This is a genomic window from Mesorhizobium koreense (assembly GCF_031656215.1).
Classification (GTDB): domain Bacteria; phylum Pseudomonadota; class Alphaproteobacteria; order Rhizobiales; family Rhizobiaceae; genus Mesorhizobium_L; species Mesorhizobium_L koreense.
The window spans coordinates 580887-603388 of sequence record NZ_CP134228.1 but is presented as its reverse complement, the minus strand read 5'-3'; the positions used below and the strand labels follow the sequence as shown (position 1 = coordinate 603388).

Below are 22502 nucleotides of genomic sequence, written 5' to 3'. Positions count from 1 at the left end.
GCGGTCATTGCACGACGGCCGTGGCGGTGAAGGTGTAGCCGACGCCGTAGACGGCTTTGATGGGCGCCGGAAGCTCGGTGCGTTCCTCCAGCTTGCGGCGCAGGCGGCTGACGACGGCGTCGAGATGCCGACTATCGAAGTTGGATTTCGGGCGAGCGACGATTCCCATCAGCTCCGCACGCTCGCAGATCTCGCCGGAGCGGCTGCATAGAACGTTCATGAAGGCGAATTCGGTCGCGGTAAGCCTGAGCGAACAACGGTTGGGCGCGATCAGCATCCAGTTTTTGCCGTCCAGCACCCACCGGTCGTCAACGTCGGGCGCGACCTCGGGCAGGTTGCCCGTCCGTCGCAACAAGCTGCGGATCGCGGCTTCGATCTCCCGCAACGTGCTGTCCTTGACGAGATAGATGTCTGCGCCGCTTTCGAACCCACGGATACGATCGTCGCTGCCGCCGAGCGCAGTCAGCATGACGATGCCGCAGGCATGCGACTTGCGGATTTCTGCGGCCAGTTCGAATCCGTTCCCGTCGGGCAGTCCGACGTCGAGGACAATGACGGCGGGAGAGCTGCCGTCCGTGAGCGCCTGGCGCAGTTCCCGCGCGGTTCCGACGCCTTCTGCCGTGAAGCCCGTCAGTTCCAGGAAGTCGGTAAGGTCCTTGCGCAGCCGCGGCTCGTCCTCGACGATCAGGATATATGTCATGCCGTCAGTTCCTCCGGCATGAGCCGATCCGCCGCTGCTTCTGACAGGGGCAGCCTCACGACGGCTGTTATGCCCCGGTCGTCGTTGGCGAGTAGCTGCAATGTGCCGTCGTGATAGGCGAGCAGCTTGCGCGACGTGTAGAGGCCGAGCCCGGTCCCTGTCCCCGCCACCGTATTGGAGGCCCGGAAGAAGCGCCGGCCGATCTTGTGAAGCTCGGCTTGCGGAATGCCGATGCCGCGATCGCGAATCCGGATGACGACGCATCGACCCTCCTTCCGGGCATCGATGTCGACCGGCTGGTCTTCCGGTGAATATTTGAGCGCATTGTCGATGAGGTCGATAAGGACGGTCGCCAGCATTTCGGGATCGGCGAAGAGAGAAACCGCGTCGTCATCCGCCCTGAAAACCAGGCGCTCGCCGCGTCCGGTCATGCCGAAATGCAGACGCACGTCGGCGATGAGGGAACCGGCCCGTATCGGCTCCGGCTGGAAGCCGCTGTCGCGGTCGTTGGCCATAAAGCGGTCGATCAGCGAGAACAGGCGATCGAGCGCCTCGCCGATGCCAGCAATCCGCTCCTTCGTCGCTCCAGGCGGCCTGTTACCGACAAGGCCGATCATGTCGACGGCGTTGCGGATGACGGCGAGCGGCGTGCGGAATTCGTGGCTGACGACCCGCATGAAATCCGTCTGCTCGTCGCGCAGCGCGCGCTCGGTCTCCAGGCTTGCATTCAATTGGCGTTCCAGCCGCCGCCGTTCCTGCACCTCCCGCGACAAGGCGGCGTTTTTCTCACGCAAGTCGGCGGACAGCCGCGAGCTGACCATGAAGAGCAGGCAGGCGAAAAACGCGATCAGGAAGAGCGTGCCCTGCAGCAGATACCAGGCATTGCGGTCGGCCAGCACGGGGCCGCTCTGGAAATCGGCTGGCAGGCGGTATTCGATGACGCTCTGGACGATGGAGGCCGCCATGTACTCAACGAGCAAAGCGATCGTGATCCAGCGCAGCAACGGCGGTTGCGTCCGGTCGCGCACAAGCCCAAGGCACATCACCGACATCAGGGCCACGGTGAACAGGGTGGACGTGTGGATGCGGATCGCCAGATTGTCCGGATCGAGCGCGACGGCTACGCTCCAGCACACGACATGGAAAGCCAGTAGCGAGACGCCGACCCAGCTATAGCGCGGCTGCCCGAGGAAACGGGCAAGCCCCTCGGCGAGAAGCACGAGGCCGAGCTTGATGATTGTGTTGGTGAGCACGATCGCCCATGCAGGCGGCTGTTCGGCGCGCACGAGCATGAGCAACACACCCGCCGCGATGGCGATGAAGCCTGCGGCCAGGAATTTCAGTTCGTAGAGACGACGCCATGCCCGCCAGACGAATATCCAGGCGACGGCCTGCAGGCTTGCCGTCGCCAGCGTGACGACCAGAACCGTCTTGAGATCAAGCATCCCTGCGCTTTCACACCGGGCCCCCTGCCGCAACCTCGTCCAGATTCGAAGCCGGAACTTTGCAGGTGTTGAACGGACGCGCAAGCGCGACCGGCAATTGCAAGAATTGGTCAGAATTCATTGGAATTGATCGGTGGAACTCGCGGACACATTGACCTTATGGTGGGATTTGATGCGGCGAACCTTTCCGCCGCGGTCGAGCGTTTCGGCCGCGGCGCGAAAGCTGAAAGGATTGAGCGGGCCGACGCCATGAGGAGGCGTTGCCCCGTGATCGTGCAACGTTCACCCGCCGTATGAAGCAGCCGCCGGCCATTGTGATGGTCCCGGCCATATTCGTGCGGGGGAAACATGGCGGTCGTTTCAGCTAACCATCGTTCGGCGGCGCGCATGCTCGCGCTTTTGTGCTCCACCGCGCTTGCAGGCGTGTTAGCCGGTCCAGCCTGGTCCCAAACAAGCTGGACCGGCGCTGTGTCAGAAGACTGGTTCGAGGCGGGCAACTGGTCAAACTTAGTGCCGGACGCGTCTGATAACGTCAATATAGATACCGCCACGCCCAATTCTCCTGTGATCAATGGCGGCGATGCTGCCACCGGGTGGTTGCTGGTGTCCCAATTCGGGATCGCCGAGTTGAGGATCGTCAATGGCGGCACGCTATCCAGCACGCAAGCGCGAATTGGCAACGATTTGGGCAGTCAGGGCAGCGCCACAGTTTCCGGACCCGGCTCGGCCTGGAGCATTCCCGGTGATTTCCTCGTCGGCACCGACGGCATCGGTAGCCTCACCATCACTGACGGCGGCGCAGTCACTTCCGGTAGATCGTATATCGGCGTTGGAGGATCTGGCGACGGTACGGTCAACGTGACCGGTGCGGACTCGGTTTGGAACGTGAATGGCCCGTTTGTTGTCGGCAACAATGGCGAAGCCGAGCTTAAGATCACCGATGGCGGATCGGTGGTCGCGCCAGCAATGCAGATCGCCAGCGCGCCGGGTAGCCAGGGGCGTGTCGCCGTTGACGGCAGCAACAGCACCCTGCTGCTAGCGAACAGGCTGACGATAGGCGCCGCCGGCGACGCGGCGCTGACTGCGGCGGATGGCGGCACGGTTTCCGCAACGCAGATAACGATTGCCGGCCAGGCCGGCAGCGTCGGTACGCTCAATATCGGCGCCGCGGCCGGTGATCCGGCGGCCGCGCCGGGGACCATCGATACGCCCTTGATCATCCTGGGCGAAGGCGACGGGACGATCAATTTCAAGCACACAGCCTCCAGCTACGTGTTTACGCCGAGTATCAGCGGCGCCGGAACCGTGAACGTGCTCCTCGGACCCACCATATTCACCGGCGAGAACACCTACACCGGCACGACCAATGTCATTGCCGGCGCCACGCTTCAGATCGGCAATGGCGGCAACACAGGTAGCCTGGCGAGCGACGCCGTCGTCAATGGCGCGTTGACCTTCGATCGTACCGGCGAGCTCACCTATGCCGGCGCGATCTCCGGCAGCGGGCGGTTTTCCAAACGCGGCTCCGGCACGCTGACCCTGACAAGTGACAATGAGATCGGTATTTTCACCGTGCGTGACGGTACGCTGGCGGTCGACGGCGGCACGTTCGACCAGCCGGATTACGTATCGGGGCGCGAGAACTATGTCGGCGAGAGCACCGGCGACGATGCCGCGCTCCTCATCACCAATGGTGGGAAGGTATCCACGGCCAACAGCTTTCTTATAGGAAATTCGGCAGGATCGAAGGGCAGCGTCATCGTCGAAGGCGACCAATCGCGCCTGGACATAGCAGGTGGCTTCGCTGGTTTAAGTGTAGGGTTTGGCGGTGACGGGACTTTGTCCGTTACCGAAGGCGGGCACGTTTCCTCTCTTAGTTTCCTGAACGTCGGCGGAGGCAATTGGGGCCAATTGGGCAATGGTCTTTTTTCGATCGACGGCGCGGGGTCGAGCGCGGAGATTGGTACTCTTACCATAGCCGGATACGGGGATGGCTCCACAGGCGCGGTCACAGTGTCGGACGGTGGCGTGCTAAATGCCCATGACACGATCCGGATGAGCCTAAATAACACCACCGGCTCCGCCGATCTCAATATCGGCGCCGCCTCGACAAACCCGGCCGACGCCGTAGCGCCCGGTACGCTCCATGCCCCGGAAATGGACTTTTACAACGACAGCGCCAGCCTCAATTTCAACCACACGGGCGACGCCTATGTGTTCGACACGCCGCTTGTTAGTATGAATGCGGGCGACGGCTTCGTCCTTCATTATGCCGGCGTTACCAGCCTGACCGGTGACAGTTCCGGTTTTTCCGGCGACACGATCGTCCATGGCGGCACTCTCAAGGTGAACGGGACGCTGGGCGGGATGGTCGATGTCGAATCCGGTGGCACGCTGGGCGGCAGCGGCACGATCGGAGGCAATGTAACAGTTGATGGCACGCTGTCGGCAGGCAATTCGCCGGGTACGCTGACGATCGACGGCGATTTGGCGCTGAATAGTGGTTCGACGTCCATATTCGAACTCAACACGCCGGGCGTGGTCGGCGGCGTCGGCAACGACCTCGTCAACGTCCACAACAACCTGACGCTCGGCGGCGCGCTCGACGCGCGCGTCGCGGCGGCTGGCTATTACCGGCTGTTCAATTATGACGGCACGCTGACGGGCACGTTCGATAGCGGCACGCTCACCGGCACCGGCGGCTTCACGCCGCTTTTCCCCAACAGTCCCGACATCCGCTACGACACGCCCCATCAGGTCAATCTGTCGGTGCTCGCAGCCGGGCAGACAATGCTGTTCTGGGATGGCACGAATACCACCGCCAACGGCACGGTCGACGGCGGTGACGGCACCTGGAACTCGGCCGGCGACAACTGGACCGACAGCGCCGGCGGCGCCAATGGCAGCTGGGGTGGTACAGTCGGCGTGTTCGCGGGCAGCGCCGGCACGGTGACGGTCGACGGCACGCAAAGCTTTGACACGCTTCAGTTCAAGACCGATGACTATGAGCTCACTGGCGGTACGCTCGCGTTGTCACCCGCGACGGGAACCACAGGCACGCTCAATATCGACAATGGTGTCTCCACGACCATCGCCTCCACCATCGCCGACGGAACAGGGAACAGCCTGAAGAAAGTCGGCGGCGGCACGCTCGTTCTGAAAGGGAGCAACACCTATACCGGCGGCACGCAGCTTTTCGGCGGAACAGTGTCGGTTTCCTCCGACGCCAATCTTGGCGATGCGTCCGGCGACCTGACCTTCGATGGCGGTACGCTGCGGAACACAGCGGACCTGACGACGGCACGTAACATCACGTTGGACGCGGGCGGCGGCACGTTCCAGGCCGATGCCGACCTGGCGCTGAACGGTATGATCTCCGGCGCAGGCAGCCTGACCAAGGCTGGAGCTGGTGTACTGACGCTGTCGAACGCCAGCAGCTATGACGGAGGCACCACGATCTCGCAGGGACAACTCACGGCAGCCGCCACCGGCGCGCTCAGCACCGGCGCCGTGGACGTGAAGGATAGCGCCGCGCTCGCCTTCATCAACGACAACACCAGCGCCGGGACCTCGCCATCACGCTGGGCGATCACTCGACCATACGCTTCAACGATGCTTCTTCGGCGGGAACGGCAACGATCGCTAATACGCAAGGCTACATCAATTTCTACGATACCGCCGCCGCCGGAAGCGCGACGATCGTGAACGATTTCGGCGGAACCTCGTTCAATGCCAACTCGTCCGCAGGCAATGCCGACATTACGGCCAAGAATAACGGAACGATCGACTTCTACGACATTGCCACGGCCGGCACCGCAACGCTCACCAGCATGGCCGATGGCTTGATCCGGTTCCACGGTGACACTACGGCGGATGACGCCACCGTCGTGGGCAAAGCCGGCGGGTTGATCGACATTTCCGACCTGACCTCCAGCGGCATCGGCATCGGCTCGCTGTCGAGCGACGGCGAGGTCGTTCTCGGCTCGAAAGCCCTGACGCTGGGCGGGCTCGGCAAGGACGACACCATCGGCGGCGCCATCGCCGACGGAACGGACGGCACTGGCGGTTCGCTCGTCAAGATGGGTACGGGCACGCTGACGCTGAACGGAGTGAACACCTACACGGGCCTGACGACCATCGACGACGGAAAGCTCGTCGTCGGCGACGACGGCCATGCGACGGCAAGCCTTGCCGGCGAGGTCTTCGTCAACAGCGGTGGTACGCTGGGCGGCATCGGTACGGTGGGGTCGACGACAGTCGCATCGGGCGGCACGATCGCGCCGGGCAATTCGATCGGCACGCTCACCGTCAAGGGCGACATCACCTTCGAGGCCGGCTCGACCTATCTGGCCGAGATCAACCCGGCGCTCGACAGCGATTTGATCGACGCCAGCGGCATGGCCACGATCAATGGCGGCACGGTCTATGCGGCAAAAGTCGCCGGCGTCTACACACCCGGCAGCCGCTGGACCATTGTCGGCGCCGACGGCGGAGTGACAGGAGCGTTCGACACGCTCGATCAGAACATGCCGTTCGTCGATCTGGCGCTCGCCTATGATGCCACCCATGTCTACATCGACGCCACGCGTAACGCAGTGGCGTTCTGCGACGTGGCGATGACCTTCAACCAGTGTTCGACGGGTGACGGCCTCGAAAGCGTCGGCACCGGCAATTCCCTCTATGACACCGTTGCAGCCCTGCCGGACAAGGAGAGTGCCCGCGCCGCCTTCGACGCGCTCTCGGGCGAGATATATGCCTCGACGAAGTCGGCGCTGATCGAGGACAGCCATTTCGTGCGCGATGCGGTGAACGACCGCATCCGTTCCGCCTTCGGCGACCGGTCGGCGCCTCCCATGCCGGTCATGGCCTATGGCGAGGGCGGCCCACGCCTCTCCCCGCCTGATAGCCCTGGCCCGGTCGCCTGGGGCCATGCCTTCGGCTCATGGGGTTCCTTCGACGGTGACGGCAATGCGGCGGCCATGGATACTTCCACGGGCGGCTTCCTCGCCGGCATCGATGGCGGGATCGCTTCGGATATCCGCCTCGGCTTCCTCACTGGATACAGTCATTCCACCTTCGACGTCGATGGTCGCTCTTCCTCCGGCTCGAGCGACAATTACCATCTCGGCCTCTACGCCGGCGCCAGGTGGAATGCGCTGCGCCTGACGGGCGGCCTTGCCTATACCTGGCACGATATCGAGACGGGCCGTTCGGTCGCCTTTCCCGGTTTCAGCGACAGCCTGACGGGGGACTATAGCGCCGGTACCTTCCAGGCCTTCGGCGAGGCCGGCTACAAGATCGGTATAGGCGCCGCCTCCTTCGAACCCTTTGCCAATCTCGCTTATGTCAACCTGCATACGGACGGCTTCACCGAGAAGGGCGGAGCGGCAGCGCTCCATGTCCGCGGCGAGACCACCGAAACGACCTTCACCACGCTTGGCATCCATCTCGCCTCCGCCTTCGACCTCGGCGGCATGAAGGCGAAGGCGCGCGGGACGCTCGGCTGGCGCCACGCCTTCGGTGACATAACGCCGCTCTCCACCCAGGCCTTTGCCGGCGGCGACCCATTCGACATCGCCGGCGTGCCGATCGCGAAGGACGCCGCGCTCGTCGAGGCCGGGCTCGACCTGAACCTCACCGAAGCCGCTACCCTCGGCATCGCCTATCAGGGCCAGTTCGGCGACGGCGCGACCGAGAACGGCTTCAACGCCAGGCTCCAGGTCAGATTCTGACCCGGAATGACCCCTGGCGGGAAGCCGCCGCACGATCCGAAAACGCCATGACCCCTCGGGGTCAGATCGGGACTTTCACGGCTCTCGAGATTGACGTCGATCGCCTTTGCCCGGCGTAATGCGGGTGTAGCGGATTGGGGCGATTGATGCGGCAAGGCAGGATATGGCTTTTCGGCGAAGTCGCTGCCTCGAGCGTCGGCCTCGCGCTCGCTTCCGCTGGACCGGCCTTCGCCCATGCCGGTGACGCCGGCTTCGTTCTTCTCTTGCCGACGGGCTACTACCTTGCCGGCGGGGCACTGGCGGTGGCGCTGAGCTTTGCCATTCTGGCCGCGGTGCCGCCCGGCCCCCTTGCCCGGTTGGCGGAATGGCGCGGCAAGTTCTTTTCCGTGCCCATCGAATGGCGGCTTGTCCTTTCCTGGCTTTCCTTTGCCGGCTTCGTGGCGCTCCTCCTCGCCGGCTGGTGGGGTAGCCGCGACCCGCTCTCCAACCCTCTGCCTCTGGTCTTCTGGACCATCCTCTGGGGCGCGCTCGCGATCGTGGAGGGGCTGGTCGGCGATTTCTGGTTCTGGATCAACCCTTGGTACGGTCCATATCGGCTGCTCGCCGCGGCGCTCGGACGTTTCGGCGCGGAGGACCGCGACCGGCCGCTACCCGGCGGTCTCGCCTATTGGCCGGCGGCGGTTCTTTTCCTCGCCTTCGCCTGGCTGGAACTGGTCTACCCGGCGCCGGAGGACCCGGACCGGTTGGCTGCCGTCCTGCTCGCCTACTATCTCGCCAACCTCGTCGCCGCGCTCGCCTTCGGCTATTCCGCCTGGATGCGGCAGGGCGAATGCCTTTCGGCCTTCTTCCTCATGATCTCGCGGCTCGCCGTGCTTTCGGGCCGCAAACAAGATGGCGCGCGCGATCGCCCGATCGACGTCGCCTTACCCGGCGCCCGCCTGGCCTCCGCCGAGGCGCTTCCGCCGAGCGGCATCGTCTTTCTCCTGCTTGCATTGAGTTCGGTTTCCTTCGACGGACTGTCGCGCACATTCGCCTGGCTCGGCCTCGTCGGCATCAATCCGCTCGACTTTCCCGGCCGCTCGGCGGTCGTCGGTGTCAACACGGCGGGGCTGGTCGGCATGGCCGGCGCGCTTTGCGGCGCCTTTCTCCTCGCCGTGTGGCTCGGCCAGCTTCTTTCCGGCAGCGCCGTGTCGTTCAGGCGCGCGGCGGGAACGCTCGCATGGTCGATCATCCCGATCTCGCTCGCCTACCACATCGCCCACAACCTCACCGAAATTCTCGTCAACGCCCAATATGCGCTGGCCGCCGTCTCCGATCCGCTGGCGAAGGGATGGGACCTGTTCGGCACGGCCGGCATGTATGTCCATGCCGGCATCACCGCCGGTTACGATTCGGCATGGGCGATCTGGAATACGCAGGCCGCGGTCATCATCGCCGGCCATGTGCTGGCGGTGCTCGTCGCGCATGTCATCGCCTGGCGCCTGTACGGCACCGCCAGGAAAGCGGTACTGAGCCAGATCCCGCTTGCGCTCCTGATGGTCTTCTATACGGTGTTCGGACTGTGGCTGCTCGCATCGCCGACCGGCGCCTGAACGCGCCAAGTGATTGAAACATGGGGCTTCGCGGCGCTCTATTGCCAGCCGGAATGTTTGATGATTTAGTTTGTACACATGCAATTTTCCACCTGTCCGGAACAGCGGGCGGAAGGCATGAAAATGCGGTCGGGATCGAACAAAAAGGGGAACCGGCATGACCGACAAGCACAAATCCAGCCTCATTCTGACGAAGCCGCTGACGCGACGCACGGCGCTGAAAGGATTGGCCGGGGGTCTGGGCGCGGCCGCCGCGCTCGGCACCGCGCCGGGCTTCGTGCGCTACGCGCAGGCCGCCTCCTCCGCGCCGATCAAGATCGGCTTCGAATGCCATCGTACCGGTATCGGCGCCGCCTATGGCCGCTGGTACGAGCGCACGACGAACGCCGCCGTGAAGCTGATCAACGACGCCGGCGGCATCAACGGAAGGCCGATCCAGCTGATCGTCGAGGATGACGGCACCGACGCCAAGCGCGGCACCGAGGTGATGGAGAAATTCGCCTCCGAGCATAAGGTCGACGTCGTCTTCGGCACGCTGTTCTCCAACGTCGTCATCGCCAACGGGCCGACGGCCGGCGAACTCAAGATGCCCTATTACGTGGTGAGCGAAGGCCATCAGGTCGCATCGGGCAAGATGAACCGCTACGTCTTCCAGCCCGGCATCACCGACGTGAAGTCGCAGGTCATGTCGGTTGCGCCCTTCATCGTCGGCAGCCTCGGCAAGAAGGTGACGCAGATCTTCCCCGACTACGCCTTCGGCTACGACCACCGCGACAACCTGCCGCCGGCAATAGAGAAGGCTGGCGGCAAGGTCGTGGCGCAGATCGCCATTCCGCCGACCGAAAAATCCTTCACCCGCTATTTCCCGCAGATTCCGACCGACACGGACGTGATCTACCATGTCATGGTTGGCCCGGCCGTTCTCACCTTCGTCAAGGAGATGGGCGAGTTCTACGGCTCGAAGGGACCGCAGCTTTTCGGCTTCATCGATTCGCTGGAAGCGGTCGACATGGCGACGCCCGGCCTCGAATTCCTGAACGGTAGTCATTTCTGGGAAGGCTCGCCGCGCTATCTGCAGGCGAACGATGGCGAGGCGCAGAAATTCTACCGCGACCATGTCGGCATCGACGACAATGGCGCCGCCAAGGGCGATCCCAAGGATGTCTCGACCGCCGGCCATATGTTCGGCTGCTGGGAGACGCTCTACGTCATCAAGAAAGCGATGGAAGATTCCCGCTACCAGGGGCCGGACGACAAGAAGAAGCTGATCGAGGCAACCGAGGCGATGACCGCCTTCGCCGAAAGCAAGGAGCATCCGCAGGGCGACAAGACCTTCAACGGCAAGATCCATCAGTGCTTCGGCCACCAGAACATCTCGCAGTTCAAGGACAAGAAGCTGACCGTCGTGCACCGCACCTCGATCGAGGACGGTATGTACGAACCGGAAGGCGACTACACGACCGAGAAGCTGTGAGGCCGATGCAGGGCTGCTACCCTCCCGTTTGCGGCAGGGCAATTGCGCATGAAGATCGACCCCCACTCCGATCAGCTTCGCTGACCACCTCTCCCCCGATCGACGGGGGAGAGGAAGCGCCGGCCGCAAGGCATGGCTCCCTTCCTCTACCCCACGAATGTGGGGGAGAGGTGGCCCGCGAAGCGGGACGGAGTGGGGGTTACCCGGCCATATCCAATTGCTCTGTTCTTCCCCTGGAGAGTGCGAGCACCCCCTAAATGGCCTTCGGACCCCATCTCCTGCTCGCCGTTCTTGAAGGCCTCGTCAGTTCCGCCGTGCTGGCGCTGACGGCGCTCGGGCTGTCGCTTGTCTTCGGCGTGATGCGCATCGTCAACGTCGCCCATGGCGAGTTCTTCATGCTCGGCGCCGTGTTCGCCTGGTGGTTCTCCACCATGGTCGCCGGCGACCCGGCGCTCGGCTTCCTTCTGGCGCTGGTGCTGGCACCGCTCGTGGTGGGTGCGATCGCGCTCGTTGCCGAGCGGCTGGTATTGCGCCGGCTGAACTACGACCCGGAAGCGACCATCGTCGCCACCATCGGCATGCTCTACATCTTCGAACAGCTTGCGCTGATGTTCTACGGGCCGGAGGCGCGCGCCGTTCCCGCCCCTTTCGATTTCCGCATCACGCTGCCCTGGTTCGGCTATTCCGCCTACAAGCTTGCCATCGTCGCCGCCTCGATCCTCGTCATGCTGGCCACATGGTTCGTCCTGACCCGCACCAAGATCGGGCTGGTCATGCGCGCCACGCAATATGACCGCGAGACGGCACAGGCCTTCGGCATTCCAGTGGACAGGGTCTATGCCGGCGTCTTCGCGCTCGGCGCCATGCTCGCGGCCATCGCCGCCGTGCTGATCGTGCCCATCCAGCAGGCGGATTACCTGATGGGCACCGATCCGCTGCTCTTGTCCTTCATCGTCGTCATCATCGGCGGGCTCGGCTCGCTCCGCGGCACGGTCGTGGCGGCCGTGCTGATCGGCCTGACCGAAGGTATCGTCGCGGTCTTCTTCTCGCCGACGCTCGCCAAGATGCTGGCGACCCTCTTCGTCGCGCTGGTGCTGGTCTTCCGCCCGCAGGGCCTGTTCGGGACAACTGCGCGATGAGTCTCCCGGCCATTCGCAATGATAGGCCGATGGCGGCCATCCTGCTTCATGTCGTCATTGTCCTCGTGCTTGTGGCGCTGCAATATATCCTGCCGGACTATCACCGCGCCGTCTTCTCGCGCGTCCTGGTGCTGGCCGTCTTCGCCATGGGCTACAATCTCGCCTTCGGCTATACTGGCCTCCTCAGCCTCGGCCACGCCATGTTCTTCTGCGCGGGTCTTTACGGAGCCGGAATGACCATGTCGATGCTCGGCTGGAACGCCGCCGCGGCGCTAGCGGCGGGCCTCGTCTGCGGCGCGGTTCTGGCGCTCGTCATCGGCCTTCTGGCGCTTCGCACCACCGGCGTCGCCTTCATGATCGTCACGCTCATGTTCGCGCAGGTGCTTTATCTGGTGATCCTCTATTTCAACGAATATACCGGGGGCGACCAGGGCTTTTCGCTTCGCCCCGCCGCGCGCCAGCTCGGGACGCTCGACCTGACCGACCCGACGATTCGCTATTTCGCGGCGCTCATTCTCTTCGCGGTCGCGCTTGCGGTGACGCACATGATCGTGCGCTCGCCGCGCGGCCGCGTGCTCGTCGCCATCCGCGAGAACGAGGACCGTGTCCGCATGCTCGGCTACGACGTCTTCGCAGCAAAGCTCGCGGCGGTGGTGCTCTCCGGCGTGCTCTGCGCCGCTGCCGGCGCGACCTATGCCATTCTCTTCGGCTATGTCGGCGCCACTTTCGCCACCATCCAGTATTCGATCCTGCCATTGTTATGGGTACTGCTCGGCGGCGCGGCGACGGTGCTCGGGCCGCTGATCGGCACGCTCTTCATGTACTACGTCGTCGACATCACCTCGAACTACACCACCGCCTACCTGCTCTTCGTCGGCGTCGCGCTGATCCTGCTCGTCCTCTATTTCCCGAAGGGCATACTCGGAACGGTGCGGGAAAGATGGCTGCCATGGCTGCCGTGATGCCGCTTCTCGAGACGCGCGGCCTCAGCCGCTCCTTCGGCGGCCTGAAGGCGGTGGACCATGTGGACTTCACGCTCCAGCCAGGCGAGATCCGCGCCATCATCGGCCCGAACGGCGCCGGTAAGACCACTTTCGTCAGCCTCGTCTGCGGCCGCTTTGCGCCGGGCGCGGGAAGCGTCATCTTCGACGGCGAGGATATCACCGCGCTGCCGGCGCACAGGCGCGTCCGCAAGGGCATCGCTTATACGTTCCAGATCACCTCTATCTTCGGAAAGCTGACAGTCTTCGACAATGTCGCGCTCTCGGTCCAGCGGGCGCTCTTGAGCGGGGGCGGGCTCGGCATGGCCGCATTGCGGCGCGGCGTCATGGAGGCGCTGGAGCGCACCGGCCTCGCCGGCCGCGCGCACGAAACCGCCGGCAACCTCGCCTACGGCCATCAGCGTCTGCTCGAAGTCGCGATGGGGCTGGCGCTGAAGCCGCGCCTCCTCATCCTCGACGAGCCGACCCAGGGCCTCTCCGACGGCGAGATCGAAGGCTTCGTCACGCTGGTGCGCCGGATCGCCGAGGACGCCACCGTACTCCTGATCGAACACAACATGCCGCTCGTCATGGAGCTTGCGCATCGGATCACGGTTTTCGACCGCGGCCGCATCCTCGCCGAAGGCACGCCGGTCGAGATACGCGACAATCGCGCCGTGCAGGACGCCTATCTCGGAGTGGCGGCCGATGCCTGAGCTGCTGAAGATCGAAAAGCTGCACGCCTCATATGGTGGCGTCGAGGTGCTGCGCGACATCTCGCTCGAATTCGGGGAAAGCGAGGTGCTCTGCCTGCTCGGCCGCAACGGCGCTGGCAAGACGACGCTCCTGAAGACCATCATGGGTCTGGTGCGCGCGACGTCCGGCTCCGTCACACTCGAAGGCACGGAACTGACGAAGCTGCTGGCGCATGAGGTGCCCCGTCACGGCGTCGCCTACGTGCCGCAGGGACGCCGGCTCTTCGCCGAGCTTTCGGTGGCGGAAAACATCGAGATCGGCTTGATGACGCGAGGCAAGGGCAGGGAAACCCGCGACGCCGTACTCGATCTCTTCCCTGTTTTGCGCGAGCGGCTCAACCAGCGTTCCGGCACGCTCTCCGGCGGCGAGCAGCAGATGCTGGCCATGGCCCGCGCGCTGGCGATCGAGCCAAAGGTGCTGCTGCTCGACGAGCCGACCGAGGGTCTGATGCCCTCCGCGATCGCCAGGATCCGCGAGACGGTGGCGGCCCTGAGGGAGCGCGGCGTTTCCACGCTCCTGGTCGAGCAGCGCGTCGACGCCGTCCTGCCGGTCGCCGACCGCGTTGCCTTCATCGAAAACGGCCGCAGCGTGAAGACGGTCGGTGTCGCCGAACTGCGCGAAGACCCGGCCATGGTGCGCCACTATGTCGGGGTCGGGTGAAACGAGCGTCCGCTCGGCAACCCGGGACGGCCCTTACCCCCACCCCTAGCCCCTCCCCATAAGGGGGAGGGGAACTTTGTTCCAGTGCGTGGAGCGCAAACTTCACCGTCTCTATCTCGAGAAGCGATGCCAGCGTCTCCCACCCCCTTGCGGGGAAGGGACAGGGGTGAGGGTGCGCGGCCGCGCAGCTTCCTTATGCGATATGCAATCGCCCCAGCCTCAAAGACCGCTCTTACGAATGCGCGAAGATATCCGCCTCCGCCCAGCCCATGAGATCGAGCTTCGCCCGCGTCGGCAGGAAGCGGAAACAGGCTTCCGCTTCCTTGACGCGGTTTTCGCGGGCGAGGCGCTGGGCGAGCTTGTCGCGTAGCTGGTGCAGGTAGAGCACGTCGGAGGCCGCATATTCCAGTTGCTCGGGCGACAGCGTCTCCGCCGCCCAGTCGGAGGATTGCTGCACCTTCGACAGGCTGACGCCGATCAGTTCCGAGCAAAGGTCCTTCAACCCGTGCCGGTCGGTGTAGGTGCGCGTCAGGCGCGAGGCGATCTTGGTGCAGAAGACCGGCTCGGCCATGACGCCGAAGGCATGGTAGAGAACGGCGATATCGAAGCGGCCGTAATGGAAGAGTTTCGTGATCCGGCGGTTGCGCAGGAGGCTGGCGAGGTTCGGCGCCTTCCTCTGGCCCTGCGCAATTTGGATCACGTCGGCCGACCCGTCGCCCGGCGATATCTGCACCACGCAGAGCCGGTCGCGATGCGGGTTCAGGCCGAGCGTCTCGGTGTCGATCGCCACCGCCTCGACAGCGTAGTTCGAAAGGTCCGGCAGGTCGTTCTTGTGGAAGCGGATCGTCATCGAAACTCCAGTCTTGAAAAGGTCGGAAGGCTCAGCCCGGCAGCCTGCCAGCGGCGCGCGCTTCGGCGAGGGCGGCGAGGATGCGCGCCCAGGAGCGCTGGCCCTTGTGGAAGGAGGAAAGCTCGTATTTCTCGTTCGGCGAATGCACCCGGTCGTCCGGCAAGCCGAAGCCGACGAGGAGCGATTCCATGCCGAGGAAGCTCTGGAAATCGCCGACGATCGGGATCGAGCCGCCCATGGCGATCATCACCGCCTTGTTCGGCCATTCCGCGTCGAGCGCGGCCTTCGCCGTCTTCAGGACGGGCGAATCGTAGGAAAGCTGGATCGCCGGCGAGGAGCCGTGCTCCTGGAAGGAGACCGAGCAGTCGGCGGGGATGCGTTCCCTGACGAAGGCGCGGAAGGCCTCGCGGATCTTCTTCGGATCCTGCCGATGGACGAGGCGAAAGGAGACTTTTGCCGAGGCCTCCGCCGGGATCACCGTCTTGAAACCCTTGCCCGTATAGCCGCCATTGATGCCGTTGATCTCGGCTGTCGGCCGCGCCCAGGTGAGTTCCAACACCGAGCGGCCCTTCTCGCCCGACGGGATCGAGAGCCCGATATCGGCAAGGAAACTTTCCGGCCGGCCGGAAAGCCCTTCCCACATCTTGAGGATGTCCGGCGGCGTCTCGTCCACACCATCGTAGAAGCCGGGAATAGTCACCCGGCCGTCTGCGTCGTGCATGTCGGCGAGCACCCTGGTCAGGATATGGATCGGATTGGCGGCCGCGCCGCCGTAAAGCCCGGAATGCAGGTCGCGGTCGGCGGCCTTGACGGTGATCTCCTCGCCGACCAGCCCGCGCAGGCCGGTCGAGATCGCCGGCGTCTCGGCGTCCCACATGCCGGTGTCGCAGACCAACGCGAAATCCGCCTTCAGTTCCTCGGCGTTGGCCTCGAGGAACGGTTTGAGCGAAGGCGAACCCGATTCCTCCTCGCCCTCGAACAGGATGGTGATCTCGCAGGGCAGGCTGCCGTTCACCTGCTTGTAGGCGCGGCAGGCCTCGACGAAGGTCATCAACTGTCCCTTGTCGTCAGCCGAGCCGCGGCCGGTGATGATCTTGCGGCCGCCGCCGGCATCGCGCACGGCGGGCTGGAAGGGATCGTTTTCCCATAGATCGAGCGGATCGACCGGCTGCACGTCGTAATGGCCGTAGAAGAGCGCGTGCGGGGCATTGCCGTCCGGGCCGGGATGGTGCGCCACCACCATCGGGTGCCCCTTGGTGTCGCGCACGCTCGCCGTGAAGCCGATCGTTTCGAGATCCTTCACCAGCCACTCGGCCGCCTTGCGGCAATCCTTGGCGAAGGCCGGGTCGGTCGAGATCGACGGGATGGAGACGAGTTCGAACAGCCGTTTCAGGCTGGCGTCGAGATTCTTGTCGAGCGTGGAGAGAACGCGATCGGTGCTGGCGGACATGGCTACCCTTTCGAAATGCGAGGGCAAACTATGCCGGAGCGTCCGAAACGAAAAGCCCCCTGTCGACGGATAAAGCGATCCGGGCCGAGAGCGCCACCGCTTCCTTGACCCGCTTGCCGCCGAGTCTTCGCGGCGGCGCGGCAAATTGACGGAACCGCCGTTATTTTCCTTGTGCGCAGGCGGCTGGCTTCTTAAATGCGATGGCAGGATCGCAAAGGCGGCACGAAGAGGGGACTTCCAGCGCCGGGCGGTCTGCCGTTCGATTGGCTTCCAATCGGCGGGGCGCCGTTCCGTGATTGTTCATCGCAGTGCGGTCGCCGGATCGCGATTTCCGATGCAGCGTCCGCTGCAATCCGGCCTGTTGAAACGAAGAAGAGGGTCCGGGGGCCGCCCGGAGATGAACAGCGGAATGCACCTCCTCACGCCGGAAGCGATCACAGCCTTCTTTCAAGTCATCGCGATCGATCTGGTGTTGGCGGGCGACAACGCCGTTGTCATCGGTCTCGCGGCCGCCGGCCTGCCCAAGGCCAACCGCGCCAAGGTCATCCTGATCGGCATTCTCGCCGCGACCGTGCTGCGCATCGTCTTTGCGCTTCTGGCAACCGAATTCCTGAAGATTCTCGGCCTGTTGCTCGCCGGCGGCATTCTGCTCCTGTGGGTGTGCTGGAAGCTGTGGCGGGACCTTAGGGAAGCGCCGGGCGATCCGGACGAGGCCCTGCCGCACGATGAGGCCGAGGCCGCCGCCGGTGGCGTGAAACGCAAGACGTTCGGCCAGGCCGTTTGGCAGATCGTGGTGGCCGACGTGTCCATGTCGCTCGACAATGTCCTGGCCGTGGCCGGCGCGGCGCGCGAGCATCCCGCGGTGCTCGTGGCCGGTCTCGCGCTTTCCATCGCGCTGATGGGCCTTGCCGCCTCGTTCATCGCGAGGCTGCTCCACCGCCACCGCTGGATCGCCTATCTCGGGCTTGCGGTGATTCTCTATGTGTCGCTCGACATGATCGTGCGTGGTGCGCTGGAAGTCTGGCCGGTCGCCAACAGCGCCGCGCAGACTCTCATGAATTGAGCGATCCCGCCCTTCCGGCTCAGCTTGGCTTCTTCTTCGTGATCAGGGTGAGCGTGCCGTTATTGTCGAGGCTCGCTGCAACGACCTCTTCGGAGGTCATGCCCTTCTGCTGAAGCGCCGACTTCGCCTCGGGCGTGGAATCGATCGACTGGCGCAGCTTCTGCAGTCCGTCATTGCCCTGCTTGGCGACATATTGGTCCACCTGCGTCTTCGTCTCGGGCGGCAGTTGCTCGACATCGACGATGTTGACGACGGTGATCGTCGGAGCGCCTGTGTTCGGCGCCTGCTGCGTCTGGGCGGGAGCCGGGCTGGGCGAGGCCGGTTGCTGTTGCGCGCCAGCGGCGGCCGAGAGCGCCAGCGTCATCGCGGATGCGAGAAAAACGGTCTTCAACATGGTTCTGCCTTTCCATCATTGGCCAGAATCGTTTTGAGGCGGGACAACCAGTTCAACCGTTCAATGTGATGGGAAACCGGCCAGCTTCGGGTCATTCGATGGTCATACGATGGCCGAAATGCGCAAAATGGCAGTATTTTCACCAATCGTAACAGCACATTACTGGACGTGCCTGCCTTTTCGTGCAGACCATGGGCGAAGGAAGGCCAATTTGATGAACGTTCCTCTCACCTGCCTTTACGGCACACTCGCTTTTCTTGTGACGCTGATGGGGCCGACCGCCTTCGCTGCCGATGCTCCCCATATCGCGCTCACAGTCGAGAACGGTAGCCCGAACATGCGCACCCCCGCGCATTACGATTGCGCCGGCAACGCGGTCGACGTCGAATATGTCAATGTCGAGCCCGATCACCTCGCCATCGTCCCCGTTGACGGCAGGAAGCGCATCTTCGTGCTGGTGATGTCGGGCTCAGGCGCGCGCTACGCGTCCGGCCAATATATCTGGTGGTCGAAGGGCAAGGAGGCTTCGCTCTACGATGAGATGAAGGGCGCCGACACTCGGCCGATCCTCACATGCACGGAGTGATCCCGGTCCCGATAAAGATGAGCAGATAGCCGTGGCGATCGAAGCACCCTCCGCCGCCGAAATCTTCCCGCATGTCCGCATCGTCATGGGCATGGTGATCGGTCTCGGCGTGACGCGACTGCTCTCCGGCGTCGCGCGCATCGTCCAGCATCCGAGCCGTACGCCGGTCTATGCGGTGCATCTCGGCTGGACGCTATCCGTCCTCCTGATGCTTGTGCATTTCTGGTGGTGGGAGTTCGGCCTCTACCACATCGGCGAATGGACGTTCGGCATCTATCTCTTCCTGATCTCCTATTCGATCGTCCTCTTCCTGCTCTGCGCCTTCCTGTTCCCCGAAAGCATGACCGACTACAGCGGCTACGAGGACTATTTCCTGTCCAAGCGCATCTGGTTCTTCGGCATTCTCGCTTCGACCTATCTGTTCGACTATGCCGATACGCTCATCAAGGGGCGGCAGCACCTGGAATCCTTCGGCACGGAATATCTCGTGCGCCTGCCGGTGTTCGTCGCGCTATGCCTTGCCGCCATAGCCACTAGGAACCGGACCGTCCATGCCATGCTCGTCATCGGCACCATCATCTACCAGGTTTCTTTCATATTGCGGCTCTTCGATACGCTGAGCTGAGCCGGTCGCCAGCGTTTTGATGCCGGTGTTTTGATGCCGGTGTTTTGACGGTTGAAGGTTTCCGGGCGTCGGGGCATGCTGTGGCGAGACAATCGGAGGATCGCCATGAGCATCACCCACCTTGCCGCCGAGCGCCGCTCCAACCTGCCCAATTACGAGGAGCGGGTGGATTTGGCGGCAGCGTTTCGCTGGACGGCGCGGCTCAACATGCACGAGGCGGTGGCCAACCATTTCTCGCTCGCCGTCGATGAAGGCGGGACGAAGTTCCTGATCAATCCCAACCAGATGCATTTTTCGCGTATCCGCGCGAGCGACCTCCTCCTGATCGACGCCGACGACCCGAAGACGATGGAGCGGCCGGACGCGCCCGACCCGACGGCCTGGGGCCTGCACGGCGCGATCCACCGCCGCTGCGGCCATGCACGCTGCGTCATGCATGTGCACTCCATCCACGCGACGGTGCTGGCTTCACTGGCCGATTCCACCCTGCCGCCGATCGACCAGAACTCGGCCATGTTCTTCAAGCGCCATGTGGTGGATGCGCATTATGGCGGGCTCGCCTTCGAGGAGGAGGGCGAACGCTGCGCCACGCTTCTGGCCGACCCGAAGGTCAAGGTGATGGTCATGGGCAATCACGGCGTGCTCGTCATCGGCGATACCGTCGCCGATACGTTCGACCGGCTCTATTATTTCGAGCGCGCCTGCGAGACCTACATAAAGGCGCTGTGGACGGGAAGGAAGCTGCGCGTGCTGCCCGACGCGGTGGCCGAGAGAGTCGGTGTCGAGATGGACAATTATCCCGTGCCGCAGGCGGCGAGGCATCTCGGCGAACTGAAGCTCATCCTCGACGAGGAAGGCTCGACATACCGGGACTGACGAGACGGCTTCCTCATTCCGTCACGGCAGCTACCGAAGCGGGGAGGTCGGCGAAAACGTGGACAGGCTCATACGGGCGGCCCCGGCAACCTGCTGATCCCGCTGCCTTTCCGTATTTTCTTCGCCTGTCTTTCTCCACGTCCCCCGCGCTTCATCCATAATCCCCGTCAGTTCCTCCCATCGGGAACACCGATCATGACGGTGATTGCGTGGGGAGGAGCCGGCGCCTCCGCCGTGATGCCGACGTGGCATTACGGCCGGGGAGGTCCCGCCTGGAGGTTCCCCTGGGGGCACTATGACCCCTGCGTGCCGGATGAAGGCACACAGACCCGAAGCAGAAGAGCGCTTCGGGAGCAGCGGAACAGGCGGGAACAGAAATCGCCGGCGGGGCGCGTGTATCGCGCCACTTATTTCAATTCGGAAGGCACGGCCGCGCGCCCCGCTTCCCGATCCTCATCCTGAGCTTGTCGAAGGATCAATGGCCAGACCGGAAAACGGGGCGTGGCGAGGATGAAACATGCCCACGAGGAGTAGGCATGCCCCAAACAAAGCCCGCCCAATAAGCCTATTTGTGCATCGCGCCCGTTGGCGCGCCCTCGCGGAGCCCAGCCGCGCAGCGGCGGTACGGGCGTGAGCGAAAGGAGACTCCCGCGAAAATGCCGCGCGTCCGCTTGCCGCGAGCATCGGGAACGAAAATCGGATAAGCTTCGCTCCGCCTCAACCGTGTCGGCGAGCTGCCGAAGGGAAAGGAGAGGGCGGATGTTTGAAGGGATCGACGCCATCACGCTGGCGCGGGCGCAGTTCGCGTTCACCATGTCCTTCCACATCATTTTCCCGGCGCTCTCGATCGGGCTGGCGAGCTATCTGGCCGTACTGGAGGGGCTGTGGCTGTGGACGGGCCGTGACGCCTATCTCAACCTCTTCCGCTACTGGCTGAAGATCTTCGCCGTCGCCTTCGGCATGGGCGTCGTTTCCGGCATCGTCATGTCCTACCAGTTCGGCACCAACTGGTCGGCCTTCTCCGACAAGACCGGCCCGATATTGGGGCCGCTGATGGCCTATGAGGTGCTGTCGGCCTTCTTCCTCGAAGCCGGCTTCCTCGGCGTGATGCTTTTCGGCATGGGCCGGGTCGGCAAGGGGCTGCATTACATGGCGACTCTGCTGGTCGCTCTCGGCACGCTTCTCTCCGCCTTCTGGATCCTGTCGGCCAATTCCTGGATGCAGACGCCGCAGGGCTACGGCACCAATGAGGCCGGCCAGTTCGTGCCGCTCGACTGGTGGGCGATCATCTTCAACCCGTCCTTCCCCTACCGTCTCGTCCACATGGTCATCGCCGCCTACCTGACGACGGCGCTCGTCGTCGGCGGTGTCGCGGCCTGGCATCTCTTGCGCCGAAAGGCGGGGCAGGGAAGCCGCATCATGTTCTCGATGGCGATGTGGATGGCGACCATCGTCGCGCCGATCCAGATCCTCGCCGGCGACCAGCACGGGCTGAACACGCTCGAACACCAGCCGGCCAAGGTGATGGCCATGGAAGGCCATTTCCAGAGCCATCCGGACGGCGCCCCGCTCCTGCTCTTCGGCCTTCCCGACCAGAAGGACGCGACCGTGAAATATGCGGTCGAGATACCTAAGCTCTCCTCGCTCATCCTGAAACACTCGCTCGACGCGCCTCTCGCCGGCCTCGACACGGTCGAGCGCGCCGACTGGCCGAACGTGGGAATCGTGTTCTGGTCCTTCCGCATCATGGTCGGGCTCGGGTTGCTGATGGCGCTGCTCGGCGTCACCAGCCTTTTCCTGCGCTGGCGCGGCCGGCTCAACGATGCCCGCTGGTTCCATTATTATGCGCTTCTCATGGGACCGGCGGGCTTCGTCGCCGTCATCGCTGGATGGGTGACGACCGAGGTCGGCCGCCAGCCCTATACCGTCTACGGCCTGTTGCGCACGGCCGATTCGGCCTCGCCGCTCGCCGCTCCGGCGGTCGGTTCGGCGCTGGTCGCCTTCGTCATCGTCTATTTCATCATTTTCGCCGCCGGCGCCTTCTATATCCTGCGGCTGATGAACAATCCGCCGCATCCGGGCGAGGAAGGCCCGCGCGAGGGCGAGCCCGTGCGCGCCGCCGGCGTCACGCCGGCAACCGCTATGCATCCCGGCCGCACGCTGGCGGGGGAGGCTTGAGC

General features: G+C 64.1%; 18 protein-coding genes. 13 read left to right on the top strand and 5 right to left on the bottom strand.

What is annotated here, in order from left to right:
- Positions 1–4: 4 nt before the first annotated feature.
- Positions 5–700 (bottom strand): response regulator transcription factor, encoded by a 696-nt coding sequence (locus RBH77_RS02790; protein ID WP_311030633.1) that lies wholly within the window; start codon positions 698–700, stop codon positions 5–7.
- Entirely contained in the window at positions 697–2145 is a 1449-nt protein-coding gene (locus RBH77_RS02785; protein WP_311030632.1) for a sensor histidine kinase, read from the bottom strand. Before RBH77_RS02785 ends, RBH77_RS02790 begins: the two co-directional genes overlap by 4 nt.
- Before the next feature lie 348 nt (positions 2146–2493).
- Between RBH77_RS02785 and RBH77_RS02780 the strand changes: the two genes are divergently transcribed.
- The 8 genes from RBH77_RS02780 to RBH77_RS02745 all read left to right on the top strand — a co-directional run bounded on the left by RBH77_RS02780 (position 2494) and on the right by RBH77_RS02745 (position 14478).
- Positions 2494–5850 carry a beta strand repeat-containing protein gene (locus RBH77_RS02780; RefSeq protein ID WP_311030631.1) on the top strand — a complete coding sequence of 1119 codons (3357 nt, stop codon included), beginning with the start codon at positions 2494–2496 and terminating at the stop codon, positions 5848–5850.
- Entirely contained in the window at positions 5847–7877 is a 2031-nt protein-coding gene (locus tag RBH77_RS02775; protein ID WP_311030630.1) for an autotransporter outer membrane beta-barrel domain-containing protein, read from the top strand. The genes RBH77_RS02780 and RBH77_RS02775 overlap by 4 nt, the downstream gene beginning before the upstream one ends.
- Positions 7878–8023: 146 nt before the next feature.
- Positions 8024–9469, top strand: a complete 1446-nt coding sequence (locus tag RBH77_RS02770; RefSeq protein WP_311030629.1) for a hypothetical protein — start codon at positions 8024–8026, stop codon at positions 9467–9469.
- 157 nt (positions 9470–9626) lie between these two features.
- Positions 9627–10943, top strand: coding sequence for an ABC transporter substrate-binding protein (locus RBH77_RS02765; protein WP_311030628.1), 1317 nt, complete (start codon positions 9627–9629; stop codon positions 10941–10943).
- Positions 10944–11200: 257 nt separating this feature from the next.
- Positions 11201–12082: a branched-chain amino acid ABC transporter permease gene (locus RBH77_RS02760; protein WP_311030627.1), complete on the top strand. Its 882-nt coding sequence runs from the start codon at positions 11201–11203 to the stop codon at positions 12080–12082.
- Positions 12083–12093: 11 nt separating this feature from the next.
- The gene (locus tag RBH77_RS02755; protein ID WP_442920464.1) at positions 12094–13044 is read left to right on the top strand and encodes a branched-chain amino acid ABC transporter permease; all 951 of its coding nucleotides are present in this window, start codon (positions 12094–12096) and stop codon (positions 13042–13044) included.
- Positions 13041–13778 carry an ABC transporter ATP-binding protein gene (locus RBH77_RS02750; protein ID WP_311032405.1) on the top strand — a complete coding sequence of 246 codons (738 nt, stop codon included), beginning with the start codon at positions 13041–13043 and terminating at the stop codon, positions 13776–13778. Before RBH77_RS02755 ends, RBH77_RS02750 begins: the two co-directional genes overlap by 4 nt.
- Complete coding sequence (locus RBH77_RS02745) at positions 13771–14478, top strand: ABC transporter ATP-binding protein (protein ID WP_311030625.1); 708 nt, start codon at positions 13771–13773, stop codon at positions 14476–14478. The genes RBH77_RS02750 and RBH77_RS02745 overlap by 8 nt, the downstream gene beginning before the upstream one ends.
- A gap of 232 nt (positions 14479–14710) precedes the next feature.
- Here RBH77_RS02745 and RBH77_RS02740 read toward each other — a convergent pair whose 3' ends face one another.
- Together RBH77_RS02740 and RBH77_RS02735 are read right to left on the bottom strand one after the other, a co-directional pair.
- On the bottom strand, positions 14711–15328 hold the full coding sequence (locus RBH77_RS02740) for a ribonuclease D (protein WP_311030624.1): 618 nt from the start codon (positions 15326–15328) through the stop codon (positions 14711–14713).
- 31 nt (positions 15329–15359) lie between these two features.
- On the bottom strand, positions 15360–16778 hold the full coding sequence (locus tag RBH77_RS02735) for a dipeptidase (protein ID WP_311030623.1): 1419 nt from the start codon (positions 16776–16778) through the stop codon (positions 15360–15362).
- A gap of 409 nt (positions 16779–17187) precedes the next feature.
- Here RBH77_RS02735 and RBH77_RS02730 point away from each other — a divergent pair, with 409 nt between their 5' ends.
- A complete protein-coding gene (locus RBH77_RS02730) occupies positions 17188–17841 on the top strand; it encodes a TerC family protein (RefSeq protein WP_371832829.1) in 654 nt (217 codons plus the stop codon).
- Between the two features lie 19 nt (positions 17842–17860).
- On the opposite strand, the gene RBH77_RS02725 is transcribed toward RBH77_RS02730, so the two are convergent.
- A complete protein-coding gene (locus RBH77_RS02725) occupies positions 17861–18235 on the bottom strand; it encodes a hypothetical protein (RefSeq protein WP_311030621.1) in 375 nt (124 codons plus the stop codon).
- Positions 18236–18449: 214 nt separating this feature from the next.
- On the opposite strand from RBH77_RS02725, the gene RBH77_RS02720 reads away from it, so the two are divergent.
- The 4 genes from RBH77_RS02720 (at position 18450) to RBH77_RS02705 (ending at position 22500) form a co-directional block, all read left to right on the top strand.
- Positions 18450–18821, top strand: a complete 372-nt coding sequence (locus tag RBH77_RS02720) for an MliC family protein (protein ID WP_311030620.1) — start codon at positions 18450–18452, stop codon at positions 18819–18821.
- 37 nt (positions 18822–18858) lie between these two features.
- Entirely contained in the window at positions 18859–19446 is a 588-nt protein-coding gene (locus tag RBH77_RS02715; protein ID WP_311032403.1) for a hypothetical protein, read from the top strand.
- Between the two features lie 105 nt (positions 19447–19551).
- Positions 19552–20322: a class II aldolase and adducin N-terminal domain-containing protein gene (locus RBH77_RS02710; RefSeq protein WP_311030619.1), complete on the top strand. Its 771-nt coding sequence runs from the start codon at positions 19552–19554 to the stop codon at positions 20320–20322.
- Between the two features lie 759 nt (positions 20323–21081).
- Entirely contained in the window at positions 21082–22500 is a 1419-nt protein-coding gene (locus RBH77_RS02705) for a cytochrome ubiquinol oxidase subunit I (RefSeq protein ID WP_311030618.1), read from the top strand.
- Positions 22501–22502 lie beyond the last annotated feature (2 nt).

Coding starts and splice junctions, on each gene's coding strand:
- RBH77_RS02745 (WP_311030625.1), top strand. CDS start 13,771: ATGCCTGAGCTGCTGAAGATCGAAAAGCTGCACGCCTCATATGGTGGC.
- RBH77_RS02765 (WP_311030628.1), top strand. CDS start 9,627: ATGACCGACAAGCACAAATCCAGCCTCATTCTGACGAAGCCGCTGACG.
- RBH77_RS02740 (WP_311030624.1), bottom strand. CDS start 15,328: ATGACGATCCGCTTCCACAAGAACGACCTGCCGGACCTTTCGAACTAC.
- RBH77_RS02785 (WP_311030632.1), bottom strand. CDS start 2,145: ATGCTTGATCTCAAGACGGTTCTGGTCGTCACGCTGGCGACGGCAAGC.
- RBH77_RS02780 (WP_311030631.1), top strand. CDS start 2,494: ATGGCGGTCGTTTCAGCTAACCATCGTTCGGCGGCGCGCATGCTCGCG.
- RBH77_RS02705 (WP_311030618.1), top strand. CDS start 21,082: ATGTTTGAAGGGATCGACGCCATCACGCTGGCGCGGGCGCAGTTCGCG.
- RBH77_RS02735 (WP_311030623.1), bottom strand. CDS start 16,778: ATGTCCGCCAGCACCGATCGCGTTCTCTCCACGCTCGACAAGAATCTC.
- RBH77_RS02720 (WP_311030620.1), top strand. CDS start 18,450: ATGAACGTTCCTCTCACCTGCCTTTACGGCACACTCGCTTTTCTTGTG.
- RBH77_RS02725 (WP_311030621.1), bottom strand. CDS start 18,235: ATGTTGAAGACCGTTTTTCTCGCATCCGCGATGACGCTGGCGCTCTCG.
- RBH77_RS02760 (WP_311030627.1), top strand. CDS start 11,201: ATGGCCTTCGGACCCCATCTCCTGCTCGCCGTTCTTGAAGGCCTCGTC.
- RBH77_RS02730 (WP_371832829.1), top strand. CDS start 17,188: ATGCACCTCCTCACGCCGGAAGCGATCACAGCCTTCTTTCAAGTCATC.
- RBH77_RS02770 (WP_311030629.1), top strand. CDS start 8,024: ATGCGGCAAGGCAGGATATGGCTTTTCGGCGAAGTCGCTGCCTCGAGC.
- RBH77_RS02710 (WP_311030619.1), top strand. CDS start 19,552: ATGAGCATCACCCACCTTGCCGCCGAGCGCCGCTCCAACCTGCCCAAT.
- RBH77_RS02790 (WP_311030633.1), bottom strand. CDS start 700: ATGACATATATCCTGATCGTCGAGGACGAGCCGCGGCTGCGCAAGGAC.